Raw genomic sequence first — 19,645 nt, forward strand, 5'->3', positions numbered from 1 at the left:
CGCCGTACGAGCGCGGACGTGTCACGATCTAACTATGGAAAGCGTCCTCTGGATCGTCCTCGCCATCGCGCTCGCGATCGCCGAGGCCTTCACCGCGACTTTCCTCATCATCTTCTTCGCCGTGGGCGCCCTGGCGGCGGGTGGCGCCGCCGCGCTGGGCGCCCCGCTGCTGGTGCAGGCCATCGTCTTCGCCATCGTCTCCGGTCTGTCCGTCGCGGCGCTGCGGCCCATCGTCATGCGGCACGCCCAGTCGGCCGGCGAGTCGGGCGAGACCCCCTTCGGCATCGAGGCCATCGAGGGGTCGCAGGCGATGGTCCTGGAAGAAGTGTCCGCCGATCACGGCCTGGTGAAGATCGACGGCGAGCTCTGGACGGCCCGCTCCTTCGACGGCGCCGAGACGTACGCGCCGGGCGACCGGGTGCGGGTCATCAAGGTCAAGGGCGCCACCGCGATCGTCTGGCGCGACGATCACCCCAATCTCTGAACAATCACATATCCATCAGAAAGCGGACGCCATGGAAGTTGTTATCGGTGTACTGATCTTCGTCATTGCCCTCTTCGCGGTGATCACGCTGGTCCGGTCGGTCCGCATCGTCCCGCAGCAGCGGCACGACGTCGTGGAGCGGCTCGGCAAGTACAAGCGCACCCTGTCGCCGGGGCTCAACCTGCTGGTGCCGTTCGTCGACGCGGTGCGGACCAAGGTGGACATGCGCGAGCAGGTCGTCAGCTTCCCGCCGCAGCCGGTGATCACCTCCGACAACCTCGTGGTCTCGATCGACACGGTGCTCTACTTCAAGGTCGTCGACCCGGTACGGGCGACGTACGAGATCGCGAACTTCCTGCAGGCCATCGAGCAGCTGACCGTCACCACCCTGCGTAACGTCATCGGCTCGCTGGACCTGGAGCGGGCCCTGACCAGCCGCGAGGAGATCAACCGCCACCTGTCCGGGGTGCTCGACGAGACCACCGGCCGCTGGGGCGTCAAGGTCACCCGGGTCGAGATCAAGGCGATCGAGCCGCCGCCGAGCATCCGCGACTCGATGGAGAAGCAGATGCGCGCCGAGCGGGACCGCCGCGCCGCGATCCTGACCGCCGAGGGCGTCAAGCAGTCGCAGATCCTCACCGCCGAGGGTGACAAGCAGTCCGCCGTGCTGCGCGCCGACGGTGACCGGCAGGCCCGGATCCTCACCGCCGAGGGCCAGGCCAAGGCGATCCGCACCGTGTTCAACGCGATCCACGAGGCCAACCCGAGCCAGAAGGTGCTGGCCTACCAGTACCTGCAGGCCCTGCCGCAGATCGCCAACGGCTCGGCCAACAAGGTCTGGATCGTGCCGACCGAGCTGACCCGGGCGCTGGAGGGCATGGGCGGCGCGCTGGGCGGACTGGCCAACATGGTCGGCGACCTGCCGACCTCCACGGTCGACGCCGGGGCGGTCGAGCGGGAGGCCGCCGAGGCCGCCGCGGCCGCCGCCCAGGAGGCCGCCGCGGTCAACGCCCAGGTCCGCGCGGCCGAGGCGCAGGTCTCCGGCGACGGCGGCCCCAAGGGCCTGCCGGCGTCGCAGCCGGTGCCGCCGTCCGCCGCGCTCGGCGGGGCCGACTACAACGGCGTGGGGGAGCAGGAGCGCGCCTGACCTCCGCCCCGGAGGTGCAAGATCGGAGTGAATGCCGCAAAACCCCGCGCACCGCGCGGGGTTTTGCCATGCTGACCGAGGATTCCGACCGGTGCCCCCGGCCGCTCGGCTTGAGCCCACACACGAGGCGGAGCCATGAGCACGAGCCACAACCAGACGGCCAGTGGACGGCCGCTGCGGGTCGCCCCGGCCTGGGTGGGCGGAGCGCGGCCGGCCGCCGCCGCCGATCACCACCTGCCGGTCGGCGAGGCGGTGTGGATCTGGTCGGTCCGCCGCTACGCCCGGGTCTCGCTCTGGGCCCTGCCGGTCGGCGCGGCCCTCTACGGCTGGTCCACCCTCGGCATCGCCGCCCCGCCCGGCCCGCTGCTGCTCACCCTCGCCGCCGGCTGGTGCTGCGCGATCGCGATGATCGGCCTGGCCGGGCTGCTGGCCGGTTCCCGTACCCGCCGGGTCGCGCTCGCCGGGCTGCTGGTCGGACTGGCCGGCTTCGTCATGATGCTGCCGCTGGCCGCGCTGCCGGCCGGGGCCGCACCGGTTGGCGCCGGCCTCAGCGCCGGCCAGCTGGCGACCGCCGCGCAGGCCGCCGCGGCCGTGGCCGGGACCGGCTGGCTGCTGCTGGGCTGGGCGGTGTTCCGGTCCAAGCTGGTCAACCCGGCCGACGGCGTGCTGCTGATGCTCGCGGCCGCCTCGATCGGCGCCGGCTCGCACGCGGTCCGCCCGCTGCCCACCGTCGGCGCGCTGCTGCTGCTGGCCGCCGGCATGGGCCTGGCCTGGACCGGCTCCCGGCTGATTCCCCCGGCCTGACCTCCGGCCGTACCCGCGTGGCATGCTCGGCTGGTCAGCACGACGAGCCGGAGGTGCCCGATGGGCAAGGTGGTCGCGGACATCTCGATGTCCCTCGACGGGTTCGTGACCGGGCCCGCCCCCGATCCGGAGCACGGCCTCGGCCACGGCGGCGAGGGCCTGCACACCTGGGCGTTCAGCACGGACCCGGTCGACCGGGAGGTGCTGGCCGCGGCCACCGACGCGACCGGCGCGGTGGTCATGGGCCGCCGCCTGTTCGACATCGTGGACGGCCCGCACGGCTGGAACGACGAGGTGGCCTACGGCGCCGGGCTCGCCGCCGCGCCGCCGGTGCTGGTCGTGACCCGCAACCCGCCCGCCACGGTACGGCTGGCCGACCGGTTCACCTTCATCGTGGACGGCGTGCGCAGCGCCGTCGACAAGGCGCGGTCGATGGCCGACGACCGCGACGTGGTCGTCATGGGCGGCGCCCAGGTCATCCGCGGCGCGCTCGACGCCGGCCTGGTCGACGAGCTGCGCCTGCACCTGTCGCCGGTGCTGCTCGGCGCGGGCACGCCGCTGTTCGTGGGCGGGGGCGGGCCGCGCACCCTGCGGCAGGTGCACGTCCGGGTCTCCGCCCACGCCACCCACCTGACCTACCGCATCGACTGAGCCGGACCCCGGCGGCCCGGCATCCGCCGGGCCGCCGCCGGCCTGCTGTCATGGGCGCAGCGCCACGTCCGGTTGCGCTGCGCCGGTGTTGCGGTTGGCCGGCCGCGGCAGCCCGTAGTGCTCGCGCAGCGTCCGCCCGGCGTACTCGGTCCGGAACCGGCCGCGCTCCTGCAGGATCGGCACCACCTCGTCGACGAACCGTTCCAGCGACGACGGCAGCACCGGCGGCATGATGTTGAAGCCGTCCGCGGCCCCGTTGTCGTACCAGGCCACGATCGCGTCGGCGACCTGCTCGGCCGTACCGGCGAAGGTGAGGTGCCCGCGCCCGCCGCCGAGCCGGGCGATGATCTCGCGGACCGTGAGCCGCTCCCGGCGGCCCAGGTTGACCACCAGCGTGCGGCGGCTCTTCGCGCCCTCGATCTGCTCCTCGGCCGGCAGGTGGGCCGGCAGTTCGGCGTCCAGGCGCAGGTCGGCGACGTCCACGCCGAGCAGCTCGGCCAGGCCGGGCAGCGCGAACTCGGCGCGGATCAGCCGGTTGAGCTCGGCGTCGAGCTCGCGGGCGGCGGCCTCGGTGGCGCCGATCAGCGGCACGATCCCCGGCAGGATCTTGACGTGGTCGGGGTCGCGGCCGTGCTCGGCGGCGCGCCGCTTGAGGTCGTCGTAGAACTCCTGGGCGTCGGCGAGGGTCTGGTGCGCGGTGAAGACCGCCTCGGCGTAGCGGGCGGCGAAGTTGCGGCCGTTCGCCGAGGATCCGGCCTGGACCAGCAGCGGGTGGCCCTGCGGGGTGCGGGGCACGTTGAGCGCGCCGGCCACCCGGAAGTGGGCGCCCCGGTGGGCGGGCGGGTAGATCTTCCCCTGGTCGCCCCACACCCCGCCGGCCTTGTCGGCCAGCACCACGTCGTCGTCCCAGGAGTCCCAGAGCTTGAGCGAGACGTCGACGAACTCGGCGGCCCGCTGGTAGCGCTCGTGGTGGGCCGGCAGCGCGTCGAGGTTGAAGTTGCGGGCGGCGTCGAGCCCGGCCGTGGTGACGATGTTCCAGCCGGCCCGCCCGCCGCTGACCAGGTCCAGCGAGGCGAACCGGCGGGCCAGGTTGTACGGCTCGTTGTAGGTGGTCGACGCCGTGGCGATCAGCCCGATCCGCTCGGTGGCCCCGGCCAGCGCGGTCAGCAGCACGGTCGGCTCGAGCGAGCCGGACGGGCGGCGCCCGACCTGGTCCCACAGCACCGGCCCGTCGGCCAGGAACAGCGAGTCGAGCTTGCCGCGTTCGGCGATGCGGGCCAGGTTCTTGTAGTGCTCGACGTCGACGTCGGCGCGCGGGTCGCTCTCCGGCAGGCGCCAGGCGGCCTCGTGGTGCCCGACGCCCATCAGGAACGCGTTGAGGTGCAGCTGACCGGGCCGGCTCATCGCGCTGCCCGCGGCGTGTAGTGGCCGGCGTCGTCGCCCTCGATGACGTAGCTCGTCCCGCCGTCGGCGCCGACCGGCACGTCCCCGGCGACCGTCACGCGATGCAGCTTGCGGGGCAGGTCGCCGTAGTCGTCGGCGGCGTAGTGCTGGGTCGTGCGGTTGTCGAAGACCACCACGTCGCCGACCGCCCAGCGGTGCCGCAGGGTGTTCTCCGGCCGGGTCACGTAGGCCTGCAGCAGCCGCAGCAGGTCCTTCGACTCCGTCCGGGACAGCCCGATGACGGTGTCGGCGAAGCCGCCGATGAACAGGTTGGGCGCGCCCGACTCGGGGTGGATGCGGACCACCGGGTGCGCTGTCCGGTAGCGCTGGGAGACGAAGACCTGGTGGTACGCCTCGACCTCGTCGGTGCGGAACTGCGGGTGCTCGGCGTAGTCGTGGTCGTTGGTGTGCACGGCCCACAGCCGGTCGGCGAGCAGTCGCAGGTGCTCCGGCAGGTCGGCGTACGCGGCGGCGGTGTCGGCGATCAGGGTGTCGCCGCCGTACGGCGGGACGACCAGGCTGCGCAGCGTGGTGGCCTTGGGCGGGGCGACCACGAACGTCACGTCGGTGTGCCAGGCGTTGGCGCGGGCGCCCTCGCCGCCCTGCACCGCGAGGATGTTGGCGTGCCCGTCGACCGCCGGCACGGTGGGGTGGGCGGCGGTCAGCGGGCCGAACGTGCCGGCGAAGCGCAGGTGGGCCTCGTCGTCCAGGTCCTGCCCGCGGAAGACGAGCACCTTGTGCTCGACCAGGGCGCCGGTGAGCCGGGCGGCGAGCTCCGTGTCGATCGGCCGGGCGAGGTCCACGCCGATGACCTCGGCGCCGATCCGGCCGCCGATGCGCCGGATGTCGATGGTGGGTGCGATGGTCATGGTGGTGCCTCCTAGCTGGTGGTGCGCCACGTGGAGAAGCGGCGCTCGGTGAGGATCAGGACCTGGTTCACGACGAGGCCGATGGCGGAGATCGTGATGATTCCGGCGTACATGTCGGGCACGGCGAAGTTGTACTGGGCGTAGTTGATGAGGTAGCCCAGGCCGGCCTTGGCCCCGACCATCTCGGCGGCGATCAGGATGAGGATCGAGTACGCGCCGGCCAGCCGGATCCCGGTGAAGATGGTCGGCACGGCGGCCGGCAGCACGACCTTCTGGAACAGCCGCAGCGGGCCGAGCCCGAGCGAGCGCGCGGACTTGATCAGCAGCGGGTCGACGGTCCGGACGCCGCTGACGGTGTTCAGCAGGATCGGCCAGGAGCAGGCGTAGCAGATGATCGCGACCTTGGACGTCTCGCCCAGCCCGAGGACGAGCACGAACACCGGCAGCAGGGCCAGCGCGGCGGTGTTGCGGAACAGCTCCAGCAGCGGGGTGAGCAGGGTGGCCAGCGGCTTGTACCAGCCGATCAGCAGGCCGAGCGGGATGGCCGCCGCGACCGCCAGTCCGAAGCCGGCCAGCGAGCGGCCCAGGCTGGCCCGGGCGTGCTCGATCAGCTCGCCGGACTGCACCAGCTGCCACCAGGCGGCCAGCACGTCCGACAGCGGCGGCAGGAAGGTGGCGTCGACCAGTCCCAGCCGCGGGAAGATCTCCCAGACGGCGGCCAGGGCCGCCACGGCGACCACCCGGGTGGCGACGGCGCCGGCTCCGCGCAGAAAACCACGGATCACCGGGTACGCGACCACGGGCGCAGTGCGAGCGACGGCTGCCGGTGCCGGCCGGGACTCGATGAGGCTAGACACGTGCGTTCTCCTTCTCGTTCAGGCCCAGCTCCTCGCGGCGGGCCTGGCGCACCTCGTCGCGCAGCAGGGTCCAGATCTCGTGCCGGTAGCGGGCGAACTCCGGGTCGGAGCGCAGGTCCTCGGTGGCCGACCGGGCGGTGATCGGCACCGGCACCACCTGCTTGATCCGTCCGGGTCGCGAGGTCATGACCGCGACCCGCTGTCCCAGGTAGACGGCCTCCTCGATGCCGTGGGTGATGAACACGACGGTCTTGCCGGTCTGCTCCCAGATCCGCAGCAGCTCGTCCTGCAGGCCGTCGCGGGTCTGCGCGTCGAGCGCCGCGAACGGCTCGTCCATCAGCAGCACGTCGGGGTCGAAGGCGAGGCTGCGGGCGATCGCCACCCGCTGCTTCATGCCGCCGGACAGCTCGTGCGGGTAGCGGTCGTGGAAGCCGGAGAGCCCGACCAGGTCGAGGTACTCGCGGGCGCGGGCGGCCCGCTCGCGGCGGGGCACGTGCTTGGCTTCCAGGCCGAACTGGACGTTGCCCAGCGCGGTCCGCCAGGGCAGCAGGACGTACTGCTGGAAGACCACGCCCCGGTCCAGGCCGGGGCCGGTGACCGGCCGGCCGTCGACCAGGATCCGGCCGCTGGACGGCGTGGCCAGCCCGCCGAGCAGGTCGAGCAGCGTGGACTTGCCGCAGCCGCTGGGCCCGACCAGGACCAGGAACTCGCCGGCCCGGACGTCCAGGTTGATGTCCCGCAGGGCGGTGACGGTGGCGCCGCGCGCCCGGAAGACCTTGCCGGCGTTCTCGAAGCGGATCTTCGGGGTGCTCACCGGGCACCGCCGCCGGCGACGTCGTTGTACTCGTTGGTGTACAGGCCGGCCGGCTTCAGGCCGTCGCCGCTGAGCTCGCCGATGCTGTCCAGCCAGGCGATCCAGACGCTGAAGTCGGCGTCGGTGATGGTGCCGCCCTTGCCGGCCACGCCGTAGCTCTTCCAGAACTTGAGCTGGCTGTCGTCCTCGTTGCGGGCCCGCTTCTGCAGGATGCTCCGGAACCGGGCGATCACCGCCTCGCGCGGCTGGGTGCGGCTCCACTCGATCGCCCTGGCCGTGCCGGTCACGAAGGTGCGTACCGTGTCGGGGTTCTTCCTCAGGAAGTCGTCGCGCAGCACGTAGCTGCCGCCGGTGAACGGGCCCAGCAGCTCGAAGTCGGTGTAGAGGGCGCGGAGGCCGCCGCGCTCCAGCGCCTTGTCCCGCAGCGCGCCGCTGAGCGAGGCGACGTCGATCTGCCCCTGCCGCAGCGACTGCTCGGTGTTGACCGGCGGCACCACGACCAGCTCGACCTGCTTGATCTCCGCGGGCGTCAGCCCGTTGCGCTGGAGGTAGGTCCTGGTGATCGCCTCGGCGTGCGCGCCGAGGGTGTTCACGCCGATCCTCTTGCCGATCAGGTCCCGGGCGGTCCGGATCGGGCTGTCCTCCGGCACGAAGAAGCCGTTGTAGCTGTCCTTGTCGGCGCCGTAGTAGCCGATCACCGCGGTGATCGGCGCCTTGGACGCCTTGAGCTTGACGATCGCGCCGTTGAAGGCGCCGCCGAAGTCGACGTCGCCGGTGGTGGCGGCCTGGATGTCCTGCGGCCCGCTGATGGTGTTGCCGATCCAGGTGAGCTTCACGTCGCCCAGATAGCCGAGGTCCTCGGCCAGCTCCGGCGGCGTCACCTGGCCGACCCAGCCCTGGTAGCGCAGCTCCCTGGTCTGCGGGCCGCCGGCCTCGGCGGAGCTGCCGCAGGCGCTGAGCGCGGCGGCGGCGAGCAGCGCGCCGGCCAGCGCGGCCGCCACGGCGGATCGGGGTGTCTTCATGGAACGCTCCTTGCGGTGGGTGCGGGTCAGCGACGGCCGGCGGGAGCGCCGGTCGGTGTACGGGCACGGGTCATCGCGCCGCGTGCGTCGGCGCAGGCGGCGGTGTCGATTGCTGGTGCGGCGGTCGGTCAGGTAGCCGGAGAGCTGTGCGCGGCCGTCGGACTCAACAGGTGCAGGAGCACACCCGGAGGAAGTCGACGAAGCGGCGCCGCGTGAGACGCTTGCTTCGGTTCATGCGAGCAACGTAGATGCCCCGGACCGGCGGCGTCAGCCTCTTTGTGACCCAGCACACATACATTTCCCATAGGCTGGATGGGATATCGGCCCGCCCGGCCCACTGTACGATCGGTGATGCTCTCCGCGGCCGGCCCACCTCGTGGCCGCAGCCCCAGTGCCTGCCCCACAATGTCGTCCCAGAGGCGTGTCGGATGAAGCTCCGCATGAAGGTGGCTGTGGCCGCCCTGAGCGCCGCGGTCGCGACCGCCGGCGCGATCGCGGTGAACATCGCCACCAGTAGCAAGGCGGTGGCCTGGAACGACCCCGTCTGGCTCCTGGTGGTCCTCACTACGGCGGCGAGCGGATACCTCACGTACCGGCTGAACGCCTCTGACTATCCGGGCTCGCGTGTTTCGACCGCCGCCGCCGGCGCCGGCCTGAGCCGGATGGTGGCGGCGCAATGGCGCAGAGAGGAAGAATTCCAGCACATAGAGCACCCTTATCCGCTTCCGTTGTCGTGGCGGGTCGCCCCGGAAGAGATCATGGACAACTGGGCGAACATACGCCTCGCCGGCCCCGGGGAAAGCGTCGCGCCCATTCCGCTGGCGAATTCCCTGCCGCACATTCTCGACGTGTTCGACAGCATTCCCTCCGGCCGGCTGGTCATTCTGGGCGCGGGCGGCTCCGGGAAGTCGGTGCTGGCCCGGCGGCTGGGCCTCGACATGGTTTCCGCCCGGCGCGCCGAAGGGCGCGTGCCGGTCATCTTTCACCTGTGTACCTGGGACCCTCGCCTGGTGTCGTACCAGGTCTGGATGGCCCAGCAACTGGTCCGCGAGCAGCCGAGCCTGCTCGCGCCGACCGCAACCGGTTCCACCGTGGCCACTGCCTTGATCGAAGAAGGCCGGATCCTGCCGATCCTCGACGGCTTCGACGAGGTCGCTGAGGGACTACGACGCGACGTCCTCCGTCTCCTCGGCGAGGCCTCCGGTCCGCTGGTGCTCACGAGTCGCTCGGCGGAATACGCGGCTCATGCTCGGCGGATTCCCCTGGCCAAGTCCGCAGTGATCGAGTTGTCGCCACTGGAGTTCCCGACGGTCGCCGACTATCTGCGGCGCTCGGGTCGGCAGCGGCAAGCCGCCCGGGCGGACGACGAGACCGGCTGGGCGGCGGTCTTCGCCGCGTTGGCGACAAAGCCATACGCCGGTCGGGTGGTGACCCTGAAAAAGGCGTTCAGCACTCCCCTGATCGTCTCGCTGGCGCGCTCGGTCTATGAGGATCCGGAGGCATCCGATCCGACCGAACTGCTTGACCGTCGGCGCTTCGCCAGCCACATCCAAATAGAATCGAGCCTGCTGCACGGTTTTCTACCCGCTGTGTACCGCACCACTGCTGCCCGTGGGCCGAGGGCGCCCTGGAATGGGGGCGATTCCGGGATGGCGGAGAAATACCTGCGCACCATCGCGGTCGACCTCGACCGGCGCGGGGACTGGGAGATCTCCTGGTGGACCATGCCGGACATGCTCAGTCGTCCGATGCGTGCACTCATCCTTGGCGGCCTGGGAGGCATCGGCGTGATCGCCGCCATCATGCTGGTCGGCTGGGACGATTTCGGTACGACCTTCAGTGTCGCGGTGGCCTGCGCCGTTTCGGTCACCGCCTCCGCCTGTTTCGGCTTCGGGTCGTTCCGGGTGCGGCCGGTCACCGTGAGAATGGTTCCACGGGCGGACTGGCGGACGTTGACGGTTCTGCTGGGAGTGTCCGGTCTGATCTGGACAGCGATCTGGATGATCTCGCCGGCCGACCGCGGTTTCAACGCCGGCATCATCCATGCGGCCGTGGCCAAGCTGGTCCGGGCATCGGGGACGGGGGTCAGCGAGGCGTTGCATCAGGTGATCGATGGAATACCGCGCTACTTCACCTATCTCGGAACTGTCGGCACGGCGGTGGGGCTCGCCGGATGGCTGGTTGGTCACGTGAGCCGGACCCGCCCATTGCTGCGAGCGCTCCTCTTCGTCGTGGCCGGGACGTCGGCCGTGGCCGGATCCACCATTGTGGTGGGCCTGGTGTTGCTGGTCGACGAGGGCGGAGCTCACGCGGCGTGGCGCAGCGGTGCGGGAGTCTTCGCCATGGTGATCGCATCGGCGCTGGCCGCGTTCGTGGCTGCCCGGGCCGTCAGCCGCAGGTGGAAGTCGTCACGAGGCCGGGACTACTTCGTCGAAAGGGCGCTCGCGTCCTTCGGCTACGGGATGCTCGTTTCCTTGGTCGTCGCCGTCGTTTTCGGACTGCTCGGCGTGGCCGCCAGGCACGCGCAGGTGGTGGCGCCGGCCCCGGACTTCGACGGAGGGCTCACGGCTGAACAGAGGGCCTATGCTGAGCTGCCGACGGCGCTTCAGTATCTGTACCAGGTGTCGTCGGCCGTCCTCGGAGGAATCGATCTCGGCCTGCCTCTCGCATTCGCGGTGTCGCTGGGCGCAGGAATCGCCTTGAGTCTGGTCGGCGCGTTCACCGCCCCAATGGACGTCACGGCGGTGCCCAACGCTGCATACCTGTTCCGGCAGGACCGCACCAGCTCGGTCGTCCTCCTGGTCGCCGGCGGCGTGTTCGCCGGCGTGCTGTCGATCGAATTCAACGCGGCGGCCTCGCGCTTCCTCGTCGGATTCGTCATCACCGCGGTCTTCGTCATGGCCACCACGGCCTGGGGCAGATGGACCATCTTCGCGAGATTCTGGATGACCCTTACCGGCGCCCTGCCCTGGCGTGCCCTGGATTTCCTCGAGGACGCCCACGAGAGGGGAGTGCTGCGTCAGTCCGGCGGCGGCTATCAGTTCCGCCATTCCGCGATCCAGCGGCATTTGGCGGATCAGCGCCGTACCGCGCCCACTCACCGCTGCTGATGGGTCAAAGCTCGTGGGGCGGCTGCGTCGCGGTGCGGCCCAGCTCCCAGAACGCGATGGCGGCCGCGGTGGCGACGTTCAGCGAGTCCACGTCGTTGTGCATCGGGATGGCCACCCGGACGTCGCTGGCCCGCAGCGCCTCGCCGGTCAGGCCGGGACCCTCGGCGCCCAGCAGCAGGGCCGGCCGCGCGCGCTGGGCCGCGGTGAGGTTCTGCAGGGCGACCGCGTCCGGCGCCGGCGTCATCGCCAGCAGGGTGAAGCCGGCGTCGCGGATCGCGGCCAGGGTCCCAGGCCAGTCCTCGGTCTTGGCGTACGGGATGGCGAAGACCTCGCCCATGCTGACCCGCACGGCCCGGCGGTAGAGCGGGTCGGCGCAGGTGGGGGACAGGACGACGGCGTCGATGCCGAGCGCGGCCGCGCTGCGGAAGAGCGCGCCGAGGTTCGTGTGCGTGTTCAGGCCCTCCAGGACCGCCAGGCGCCGGGCGCCGGCCAGGAGCTCGTCCAGCGGCGTCAGCGGGCGCCGGTGGAACGACGCGAGGATGCCCCGGTGGACGTGGAAGCCGGTGATCGACTCCAGCACGGGCGGGGTCGCGGTGTAGAGCGGCGCGTCGGCGGGCAGGCCGCTGAGCTGGTCGGCGCGCTTCTCGTCGACCAGCGCGGAGCGCAGCCGGTAGCCGGCCCGCAGGGCACGATGGATGACGAGCTCGCCCTCGGCGATGAACAGCCCGTTGGGCGGCTCCCACCGGGTCCGCAGCTCGAGGTCGGTCAGCGCGCGGTAGTCGGCGATCCGCGGGTCGTCGGCGTCGGTGATGCTCAGGGCTGGCACAAGGGCATTCTGCCGACCGCCGCCCGGTGTGAAACGCTGAGGTGGACATGACGATCTCGGTGGCGGAGTTCCGCGCCGAGCTGGCCGCGCGCGGCTGGGGCTGATGGGCCCTCGAGGTGGCCGCGACCGGCGAGTTCATCGGCTTCGCCGGGCTCGACCCCGGTCGACGAGGAGCTGCCGTTCGGCGGCGTCGAGGTGGGCTGGCGGCTGGCCCGCGCGGCCTGGGGCCACGGGTACGCGACCGTCGACGGGCCGCTGCGCCACTCGGTGCTCTACCGCAGTCGACCCTCGCCGATGCGGTAGAGGATGGGTGGATGTTCACTCATTCGCTGGAGACCCTCCGCCGACGCCGCAGCGCGAAGTGGCGCACGTACCCCGCTGACGTCGTACCGATGGGCGTCGCCGAGATGGACTGCACGCTGGCCCCGCCGATCACCGCGGCCCTGCGCGCCGCGGTCGACGCGGCCGACACCGGGTATTCGGCGGCCCAGCCGGACCTCGGCGAGGCGTTCGCCGGGTTCGCGGCCCGGCGCTGGGGCTGGCGGGTGGAACCGGCCGCGGTCACCGCGGTGACCGACGTCGGGGTCGGCGTGGTCGAGCTGCTGCGGATGCTGGTCCGCCCGGCCGACACCGTGGCGTTCAGCCCGCCGGTCTACCCGCCGTTCTTCGACTGGGCGCCGGAGGCCGGCGCCCGGATCCGCGAGGTGCCGCTCACCGCCGAGTTCCGCCTGGACCTGCCGGCCCTGGAGGCGGCCTTCGCCGCCCATCCGGCGGTCTACCTGCTCTGCAACCCGCACAACCCGGTCGGCCGCGTGCACACCCACGACGAGCTGGCCGCCCTGGTCCGGCTGGCGCGACTGTACGGCGTGACGATCATCAGCGACGAGATCCACGCCCCGCTGGTCCTGCCCGGGGCGCAGTTCACGCCGCTGCTGTCCGTGCCGGGCGCCGCCGAGGTGGCGGTGAGCGTGGTGTCGGCGAGCAAGGCGTTCAACCTGGCCGGCCTCAAGTGCGCGGCGATCGTGACCGGCGGCACCGCGCTGGCGGCGGTGGTCGACCGGCTGCCCCGGGACGTGCGGTGGCGGACGGGCCACCTCGGCGTGCTGGCGACCGTGGCGGCGTACACCGAGGGCGACGCCTGGCTGGACGCGTTGCTGACCGAGCTGGACGCCCGCCGCACGGAGCTGGGTGAGCAACTGCGGACCCGGCTACCGAAGATCAAGTGGATCCCGCCGGAGGCGACGTACCTGGCCTGGCTCGACTGCCGCGCGCTGGGCGAGGACGACGAGCCGCGGGAGCTGTTCCTGGCCCGGAGCAGGGTCGGACTGGAGCCGGGCACCCGTTTCGGCGCCCGCGGCGCCGGGTTCGTCCGGCTGAACTTCGGCACGAGCGCGGCCATCCTCGACGAGGCGACGGCCCGGATGGCGAGTGCCGCCGGGAGGTAGCGGCGGCGGCCGGGACGCCGCGGCAGTACGGTTGTACTGGTCGCGTCGTTCTGCCGTCGGGGGTGTGCAGGTGTCGTCCGGTTCCGGGTCCGACCCGCATATGCTGGCGCTGCTGCGAGCCATCCGGCTCCGGCTCGCCGCACCGGAGGCCGCCGCCGCCGGCGCCGCTGACACGACAGCCGCCCTGAACAGCGCAAACGTCGACGAGGCGGGGAGCGAACCGGTCCGCGGTGACGGCCTGGTGCACCCGGAGTGGCCGGCCGCGACCCCGGCGGTGGACTCCCCGCCCGATCCGCCGGCCCTGCCCGCTGCGCACCCGTTCCGTGAGGTCTCGGGCGGTGGCGTGCCGCGGGCCGAGCGGGAGACGGCCGAGGCCGAGGCGGCGAGCGACGGCGGAGGCTTGCGCGCGAGCGTCGGGCCGCTGCCGGGAGGGGGCCGGCCGCCCTACCAGCCGTCGGCGCCGCTGCCTTCGTCATCGCCTTCGCCCGCGCCTTCGCAAGCGCCTTCGCCTTCGCCTTCGCCGGACGATGGTGCCGGTGCCGGTGCCGCGCCCGGCGTCGGGTCGGCTCCCGGTTATGTCGTTCCCGGCCCGTCGGACGCGCCGGTTCCTTCCGGCGCCGGGCCGGTCTCCGGTTCCGTGGTGATCGGCACGGGGTCGGCGCCCGGCTTCGTGGATGCCGATGCCGGCGGGTCCGACCCGGTGTACCAGCCTCCCGGGCCCGATCCGGCCGATGCCGATGCCGATGTGCCGGCGCGGGCGCCGGTCCGGTTCGAGTCGCCGCGGTGGGCGCCCGGGCGGTCCGGCACCACGGCGCCGCTGTCGGGCTCCGAACTTCCGGCGCCTGACGGTGGCGTCCCGGGACCGGAGTCGGATTATGCCGTCGGGCCCTCGGGGCGGGGCTCCAGCCGCGCGCCCGGCGCGCCGTCGTCGTTCAGCACGACGGCGGTGCCGGGTGGCGCGCCGGCTCCCGGTGGCTCCTCGCTCGGCTCGGCGGGGACCTCCGGTTCGGCCGCGGCATCAGGATCGGCGAGGTCTGGTTCGACCGTGACATCTGGCTCGCCCGCGTCCGGTTCCGCGGTGACGTCTGGTTCGGTCCCGCCCGGTCCGACTACTGCGCCCGCTTCGACCGCTATGCCCGGCTCGGTGGCCGGTTCGGAATCGGTCCCGGGCGCCTCTCCGGCCCCTGGCGCGCCGACGCCGAGTCCGGCCGCACCGGGCATTCAGCCACCGGGAACCGCCGTCCCGGGCAGCCCCGTGCCGGGCAGTGCCGTCCCTGGCAGCCCCGTCCCTGGCAGCCCCGTCCCTGGCAGTTCCGTGCCTGGCAGCCCCGTCCCTGGCAGTTCCGTGCCGGGCAGTGCCGTGCCTGGCAGCCCCGTCCCTGGCAGTTCCGTGCCGGGCAGTGCCGTGCCGGGCAGTGCCGTCCCCGGCAGTGCCGTGCCGGGCGGTCCCGGCTCGGGATTCTCGACCCCGGGCGGCCCGGTCCCCGGAGCCCTGACCCCGGGCAGCATGGTCCCGACCGCCCCGACTCCGAGCCCCGGCGGCGCCGTCCCCGGCGGCACCGCGCCCGGCTTCGTGGTACCCGGCGGTAACGCCCCGGGCGGCAGCACCCCCGGCGGCTCCGGTCCGGGAGGACCCACCGGCCCCGCACCCGGCGTCGGCCCGCAGCCGGGCCAGGGCCCCGGCTGGGGCATGCAGCCGGTGCAGAGCCCCGGCCCGGGCGTGCAACCGGGCCAGGCCCCCGGCCCCGCCCTCCCGCCGGGCCAAGCCCCCCGCCCGGCCCTCCCGCCGGGCCAAGCCCCCGGCCCCGCCCTCCCTCCAGGCCAAACCGCTCCCAACCCGGCCCAGGCCCCCGGCACCTCGCTCGTCCCGGCCGCCCCGCCCGGCGTCGTCGTCCCGCGCCCGGCGCCCCCCGCCCGCGGCGGACTGCGTCCCGGCGCCACCACCCCGTACCCGCCCGGCGCCGGACCGTGGGCCGGCGGGGTGCCCGTACCCCCGGTGGCCGGTTCGTCGACCGAGCCCATCAGCGGCATCCCCGGCCTCGGCGGCCCGCGCCCGGCCGGGCCGCAGTGGCCCGGCGATCCGGTGCAGGCCGTCAGCCCGTTCGGCCCGGTGCGGATGCCCGGCGTCGTGCCGCCGGTCGAGGCCCGCCCCGCGTTGCCCGTCGACGGGATGGATCCGGCCGACGACGCCGCCCTGCGGGAGCTGGTTCGGCTGCTGGGCAACAGCCTGTCGCTGGCCGGCGGCCCGGACGACGTGGCCGAGCGGCTGCGGGCCGCCCTCGCCCAGGCCCAGCCGGCCCTGTTCGCCAAGCTGCCCGGCGGGCCGGCCGCCCAGGTCGAGCAGCTCGCCGAGGCGCTGAACTGGCTCGTGCACCACCTGGATCAGCCGCCGGTGCTGGTGGCCGCGTGCGGTCGGCTCGGGGCCGCGCTCGCCGAGTGCGGGGTGCAGCCGCAGCAGTTGCAGCTCGCCGGCGCGGCGCTGGCCGAGGCGATGCGGGCCGGCATGGCCGCCGGCGGCTGGCGGCAGGACTTCGATCAGGCGTGGCGGTCGACGTGGCAGCATGCGTACGAGTGGATCGCGCACGGCATGGCCACCGCCGCCTACCAGCCGACCGTGTGGACCACCGTGGTCGTCGGGCACGAGCGGCGGCGGGACGACCTGGCTGTGATCAGGCTGCGACCGTATCTGCCCATGCCCTACCGGCCCGGGCAGTACGCGCGGGTCGAGGCGCCCGGGCAGCCGGGGTTGTGGCGGCCGTACTCGCTGGCCGGCGCGCCGCGCCGGGACAACGTGGTGGAGCTGCACGTCCGGGCCAAGAGCCACCTGGGGGTCAGCGGCACGCTGGTCTATCACACGGTCGTCGGCAGCCACGTGCGCATCGCCCGGGCCGAGGGTGAGATGGGCCTGCCCGAGTCCGGCCGGGACCTGCTGATGATCGCCGGCGACACCGGGGTCGCGCCGCTGAAGGCGCTGCTCACCGAGCTGGCCGCGACCGGGGACCCGCGCTCGGCGGTGCTGTTCTGGGGCGTGCGCAACCTCGGCGAGCTCTACGACATCGACGACCTGACGCGGATCGCGCACGCCTGCCGCCGGGCCACCGTGATCCCGGTGATCTCCGACGGCGAGGCCGGCCCGTACGCGTCCGGCCTGGTCACCGACGCGGTCGCCGCCTACGGCGAGTGGTCCGGCCACGAGGTGTACCTGGCCGGGCCGCCGGTGATGCTGGCCGCGACCAGCACCGCGCTGCAGGAGCTGGGCGTGGCCGCGGAGCGCATCCACCACGACAAGCCCGGCTGAGCGGGGCGCGGGCGGATTCAGGCGAGCGCGTCGGCCAGGATCTTGGCGTACGCCGGCGGCACGAAGGTCGGGCCGCCGGGAGTGAGCACCTCGTCGCGGGACGCGGCCGCCCACGCCTCGGCGGGCACGGCCGCCCGCAGCGCCTGGATCACCGGCGCTCCCGACCATTGCGGGTCGTCGCCGAGCATCGTCAGCGCCACCAGGGACTCCTCGACCTCGCCCACGCACTCGAACGGCTTGTGCGCGTCGATGCCCAGCAGCTCCAGGTAGCCGGGCACCTGGGCCGGGTCGGCGAACAGGTCGCGCCCGAAGATCCGGCTCAGTCGCTCCCGGGACATCGACGGCGCCATGGCCAGCGCCACGAAGCGGCACTTGGGGCAGTCGCCGCACCAGCGGGCCGTCGGGTCGTGCAGCTTGAACGCCTTGTTGCAGCTGGTCACCACGTCGTCGTACGCGGTGTGGCGGGCGAACAGCTGGGCGATGTGCAGCTCCGACAGCGAGCGCAGCAGCGAGAAGTACGGCTCGGTCAGCCCGGCGTGCGCGGTGACGGCCGCCCGCAGCAGCCCCTCCGCGAGCACTCCCTTGGACCACTGGTGGTTGATCTCGTGACCGTTCCAGATCAGGTTGGGGTCGGACGCCGAGCGCTCGTTCGACATCACCACCGGGCCCAGGCCGTGCAGCGCCGCCGTGGCGATCGCGATGAGCGAGTTGATCGCGGTGACCGGGATGTGGCCGTTCAGCGCGCCGGCCTGGTTGAGCGCGAACAGGCGCGGGTCGAGCCGGCGGCGGGCGGCCAGGGCGGGCAGCCCCGAGGCGGCGTTGACGTTGTCGATCACCGGGTTGGGGTTGACCGAGAACGGCACCGGGTCGAGCCCGGCGGCCCGCAGTATCTCCAGCGTGACGATGGAGTCCTTGCCGCCGCCGACCGCCGACAGCGGGCGGCCGTCGGCGTTGTCCACCGGCGCCGCCGCGGGCGAGACCGCGGGCACCCGCACCGTCAGGTCGAGCACGTGCGGCAGCTGGTTGACGTACGCGTACTCGCCCAGGCCGTGGGTGTAGACGGCCGTGAACAGCGCGGCCGCCTCGGCCGGGGCGGCCGTCGGCGCCTCGATCCGCGGCGGCGCGCCGACCTTGTAGTAGCTGACGCCGGCCACCACGTGCAGCAGCTCCAGCACCTTGAAGAAGTGCGCCGGCGGTTCGTCCGCGCCGAGCGGGAAGGTGATGGTCTCGGTGAACTCCAGCGGCTCCGGCCCGTCGAGCAGGTAGTCGAACTCGGCGACCCCCGTCGCCGGATCGAACCGGTATGCGGGGAACCGCATCACCTCGAACTGCGCACGCACCCGGCACTCCCGTCGTAGGACCAGCCAGCCATACTAGTGCGACTCGACTTCAGGGAGACGATTGTGCGTCTGGCAGACCTGCGCGGCCGTTCCGTTGCCGTCTGGGGGACCGGCCGGGAGGGCCGCGCCGCCGTCACGGCCGTCGCCGCGCACGGTCCCGCGCGCCTGATCGCGGTGGACGACAGCGCCGACTTCCTCTCCGTGCCGTGGGAGGGCGAGCTGGCCGCGCTGGCCCCGCTGGCCGGTGGTGATCATGCCCAGGCCGCGCTGGTGGCCGCCGACGTGGTGGTGCGCTCGCCGGGGGTGCCGCAGACCCACCCGTGGATGGCCGACCTGCGCGCGCGGGGGATCACGGTGACCGGCGGCAGCGCGCTCTGGATGGCCGAGCACGCGGACCGCACCGTCGGGGTGACCGGCAGCAAGGGCAAGAGCACCACGTCGAGCCTGATCAGCCACCTGCTGGCCGCGGTGGGCCGGCCCAACGTCTTCGGCGGCAACATCGGGGTGCCGCTGCTCGACCTGCCCCCGGCCGAGCTGTACGTGCTGGAGCTGTCCAGCTACCAGTGCAGCGACCTCACCGACTCGCCCCGGGTCGCGGTGGTGACCTCGCTGTTCCCGGAGCACCTGGACGCGCACGGCGGCGAGCGGGAGTACTACCGCGACAAGCTGAACCTGCTGGCCCACGGGCCCGAGCTGATCGTGATCAACGGCGCCGACGACCGGCTGGTGGCCGAGACGGTGGCGCTCAAGGACGCGAACGGCTTCGCGGCCATCCCGGCCGCCGGCGGCGACTCGCGCTTCCGGGTCGAGGACGACGGCCAGGTGTACTGCAGCGACGAGGCCCTGTTCCCGCGGGACGCGCTCCGGCTGCGGGGTCGGCACAACGGGCGCAACCTGTGCGTCGCGCTGGCGGTGCTGGACGGCATGGGCATCGATGTCGTCGGTGAGCGGGACACGTTGCGTGCGGCGGTCGCGTCCTTCGAGGGGCTGCCGCACCGGCTGGCCGAGATCGAGGACCCGTCCGGGCTGACGTTCGTGGACGACACGCTGTCCACGAGTCCGTATTCGGCCATGCACGCGATCGACGCGTACGAGGGCCGGCCGTTGACCGTGCTCCTCGGCGGCACCGACCGCGGCCTGGACTACGCCCCGCTGCGGGAGCACCTGCGCGACAAGGAGATCACCGTGATCGGCCTGCCGGACAGCGGGCCGCGCATCCTCGCGGAGCTGGCCGGCCTGGCCGGCGTGCGCGCCGAGGCGGCGGAGGACCTGCCGGCGGCGGTACGCCTGGCCCGCAAGCTCACGCCGCCCGGGGGAGTCGTGCTGCTGTCGCCGGCGGCGCCCAGTTACGGCCGGTTCCGCAATTTCGAGCACCGTTCCGAGGTCTTCGCCCAGGCGGTCCGCGACAGCGCTTAACCGGTTCTGGGCGAAATTATTGCCGGACCGCCCCCTGTTTCGAAACGCCCTCGCGGATTGCGAGGGCGTTTTGCTTTGCCGATCGGCTCCCCCGAACGGGTGAGTCGGCACCGCCGTCC

At 73.0% G+C, this 19,645-nt stretch carries 16 protein-coding genes; 8 read left to right on the top strand and 8 right to left on the bottom strand.

Features of this window, described 5'->3' with window-relative positions; all coding sequences use genetic code 11:
- The first annotated feature begins 34 nt into the window (after positions 1-34).
- From Ani05nite_RS01475 to Ani05nite_RS01490, 4 genes are all read left to right on the top strand, one after another.
- Positions 35-484 (top strand): NfeD family protein, encoded by a 450-nt coding sequence (locus Ani05nite_RS01475; protein WP_203763344.1) that lies wholly within the window; start codon positions 35-37, stop codon positions 482-484.
- A 31-nt stretch (positions 485-515) separates the two neighbouring features.
- The gene (locus Ani05nite_RS01480; protein WP_203763347.1) at positions 516-1,631 is read left to right on the top strand and encodes an SPFH domain-containing protein; all 1,116 of its coding nucleotides are present in this window, start codon (positions 516-518) and stop codon (positions 1,629-1,631) included.
- A 135-nt stretch (positions 1,632-1,766) separates the two neighbouring features.
- Positions 1,767-2,435, top strand: coding sequence for a hypothetical protein (locus Ani05nite_RS01485; protein WP_203763350.1), 669 nt, complete (start codon positions 1,767-1,769; stop codon positions 2,433-2,435).
- Between the two features lie 60 nt (positions 2,436-2,495).
- Positions 2,496-3,086 (top strand): dihydrofolate reductase family protein, encoded by a 591-nt coding sequence (locus Ani05nite_RS01490; RefSeq protein WP_203763353.1) that lies wholly within the window; start codon positions 2,496-2,498, stop codon positions 3,084-3,086.
- 48 nt (positions 3,087-3,134) lie between these two features.
- Here Ani05nite_RS01490 and Ani05nite_RS01495 read toward each other — a convergent pair whose 3' ends face one another.
- The 5 genes from Ani05nite_RS01495 to Ani05nite_RS01515 are packed head-to-tail and all read right to left on the bottom strand — an operon-like array spanning position 3,135 to position 8,091.
- Positions 3,135-4,490 carry an LLM class flavin-dependent oxidoreductase gene (locus tag Ani05nite_RS01495; protein ID WP_203763355.1) on the bottom strand — a complete coding sequence of 452 codons (1,356 nt, stop codon included), beginning with the start codon at positions 4,488-4,490 and terminating at the stop codon, positions 3,135-3,137.
- Positions 4,487-5,398: a TauD/TfdA dioxygenase family protein gene (locus Ani05nite_RS01500; protein ID WP_203763358.1), complete on the bottom strand. Its 912-nt coding sequence runs from the start codon at positions 5,396-5,398 to the stop codon at positions 4,487-4,489. Before Ani05nite_RS01500 ends, Ani05nite_RS01495 begins: the two co-directional genes overlap by 4 nt.
- A gap of 11 nt (positions 5,399-5,409) precedes the next feature.
- Entirely contained in the window at positions 5,410-6,255 is an 846-nt protein-coding gene (locus Ani05nite_RS01505; protein ID WP_239129088.1) for an ABC transporter permease, read from the bottom strand.
- Complete coding sequence (locus Ani05nite_RS01510) at positions 6,248-7,069, bottom strand: ABC transporter ATP-binding protein (RefSeq protein ID WP_203763361.1); 822 nt, start codon at positions 7,067-7,069, stop codon at positions 6,248-6,250. The genes Ani05nite_RS01505 and Ani05nite_RS01510 overlap by 8 nt, the downstream gene beginning before the upstream one ends.
- Positions 7,066-8,091, bottom strand: coding sequence for an ABC transporter substrate-binding protein (locus tag Ani05nite_RS01515; RefSeq protein WP_203763364.1), 1,026 nt, complete (start codon positions 8,089-8,091; stop codon positions 7,066-7,068). Before Ani05nite_RS01515 ends, Ani05nite_RS01510 begins: the two co-directional genes overlap by 4 nt.
- 428 nt (positions 8,092-8,519) lie before the next feature.
- Here Ani05nite_RS01515 and Ani05nite_RS01520 point away from each other — a divergent pair, with 428 nt between their 5' ends.
- Positions 8,520-11,201 carry an NACHT domain-containing protein gene (locus Ani05nite_RS01520; RefSeq protein ID WP_203763366.1) on the top strand — a complete coding sequence of 894 codons (2,682 nt, stop codon included), beginning with the start codon at positions 8,520-8,522 and terminating at the stop codon, positions 11,199-11,201.
- A 4-nt stretch (positions 11,202-11,205) separates the two neighbouring features.
- Here the strand turns inward: Ani05nite_RS01520 and Ani05nite_RS01525 are convergent, their stop codons facing one another.
- Entirely contained in the window at positions 11,206-12,027 is an 822-nt protein-coding gene (locus tag Ani05nite_RS01525) for a TrmH family RNA methyltransferase (protein ID WP_203763369.1), read from the bottom strand.
- Positions 12,028-12,341: 314 nt separating this feature from the next.
- Between Ani05nite_RS01525 and Ani05nite_RS01530 the strand changes: the two genes are divergently transcribed.
- The gene (locus Ani05nite_RS01530) at positions 12,342-13,472 is read left to right on the top strand and encodes a MalY/PatB family protein (RefSeq protein WP_203763372.1); all 1,131 of its coding nucleotides are present in this window, start codon (positions 12,342-12,344) and stop codon (positions 13,470-13,472) included.
- 873 nt (positions 13,473-14,345) lie between these two features.
- Here the strand turns inward: Ani05nite_RS01530 and Ani05nite_RS01535 are convergent.
- Positions 14,346-14,693, bottom strand: a complete 348-nt coding sequence (locus Ani05nite_RS01535; RefSeq protein WP_203763375.1) for a hypothetical protein — start codon at positions 14,691-14,693, stop codon at positions 14,346-14,348.
- A 775-nt stretch (positions 14,694-15,468) separates the two neighbouring features.
- On the opposite strand from Ani05nite_RS01535, the gene Ani05nite_RS01540 reads away from it, so the two are divergent.
- The gene (locus tag Ani05nite_RS01540) at positions 15,469-16,770 is read left to right on the top strand and encodes a globin (RefSeq protein ID WP_239129089.1); all 1,302 of its coding nucleotides are present in this window, start codon (positions 15,469-15,471) and stop codon (positions 16,768-16,770) included.
- Between the two features lie 17 nt (positions 16,771-16,787).
- Here Ani05nite_RS01540 and Ani05nite_RS01545 read toward each other — a convergent pair whose 3' ends face one another.
- The gene (locus Ani05nite_RS01545; protein ID WP_498366833.1) at positions 16,788-18,110 is read right to left on the bottom strand and encodes a MurL-like N-terminal domain-containing; all 1,323 of its coding nucleotides are present in this window, start codon (positions 18,108-18,110) and stop codon (positions 16,788-16,790) included.
- 63 nt (positions 18,111-18,173) lie between these two features.
- On the opposite strand from Ani05nite_RS01545, the gene murD reads away from it, so the two are divergent.
- A complete protein-coding gene (murD, locus tag Ani05nite_RS01550) occupies positions 18,174-19,526 on the top strand; it encodes a UDP-N-acetylmuramoyl-L-alanine--D-glutamate ligase (RefSeq protein WP_203763378.1) in 1,353 nt (450 codons plus the stop codon).
- Positions 19,527-19,645: the final 119 nt, after the last annotated feature.

It is taken from the genome of Actinoplanes nipponensis (genome assembly GCF_016862275.1).
Classification (GTDB): Bacteria; Actinomycetota; Actinomycetes; order Mycobacteriales; family Micromonosporaceae; genus Actinoplanes; species Actinoplanes nipponensis.

Coding starts and splice junctions, on each gene's coding strand:
- Ani05nite_RS01535 (WP_203763375.1), bottom strand. CDS start 14,693: ATGCCCGGTGCGGCCGGACTCGGCGTCGGCGCGCCAGGGGCCGGAGAG.
- Ani05nite_RS01530 (WP_203763372.1), top strand. CDS start 12,342: ATGTTCACTCATTCGCTGGAGACCCTCCGCCGACGCCGCAGCGCGAAG.
- Ani05nite_RS01485 (WP_203763350.1), top strand. CDS start 1,767: ATGAGCACGAGCCACAACCAGACGGCCAGTGGACGGCCGCTGCGGGTC.
- Ani05nite_RS01520 (WP_203763366.1), top strand. CDS start 8,520: ATGAAGCTCCGCATGAAGGTGGCTGTGGCCGCCCTGAGCGCCGCGGTC.
- Ani05nite_RS01500 (WP_203763358.1), bottom strand. CDS start 5,398: ATGACCATCGCACCCACCATCGACATCCGGCGCATCGGCGGCCGGATC.
- Ani05nite_RS01515 (WP_203763364.1), bottom strand. CDS start 8,091: ATGAAGACACCCCGATCCGCCGTGGCGGCCGCGCTGGCCGGCGCGCTG.
- Ani05nite_RS01475 (WP_203763344.1), top strand. CDS start 35: ATGGAAAGCGTCCTCTGGATCGTCCTCGCCATCGCGCTCGCGATCGCC.
- Ani05nite_RS01495 (WP_203763355.1), bottom strand. CDS start 4,490: ATGAGCCGGCCCGGTCAGCTGCACCTCAACGCGTTCCTGATGGGCGTC.
- Ani05nite_RS01490 (WP_203763353.1), top strand. CDS start 2,496: ATGGGCAAGGTGGTCGCGGACATCTCGATGTCCCTCGACGGGTTCGTG.
- Ani05nite_RS01480 (WP_203763347.1), top strand. CDS start 516: ATGGAAGTTGTTATCGGTGTACTGATCTTCGTCATTGCCCTCTTCGCG.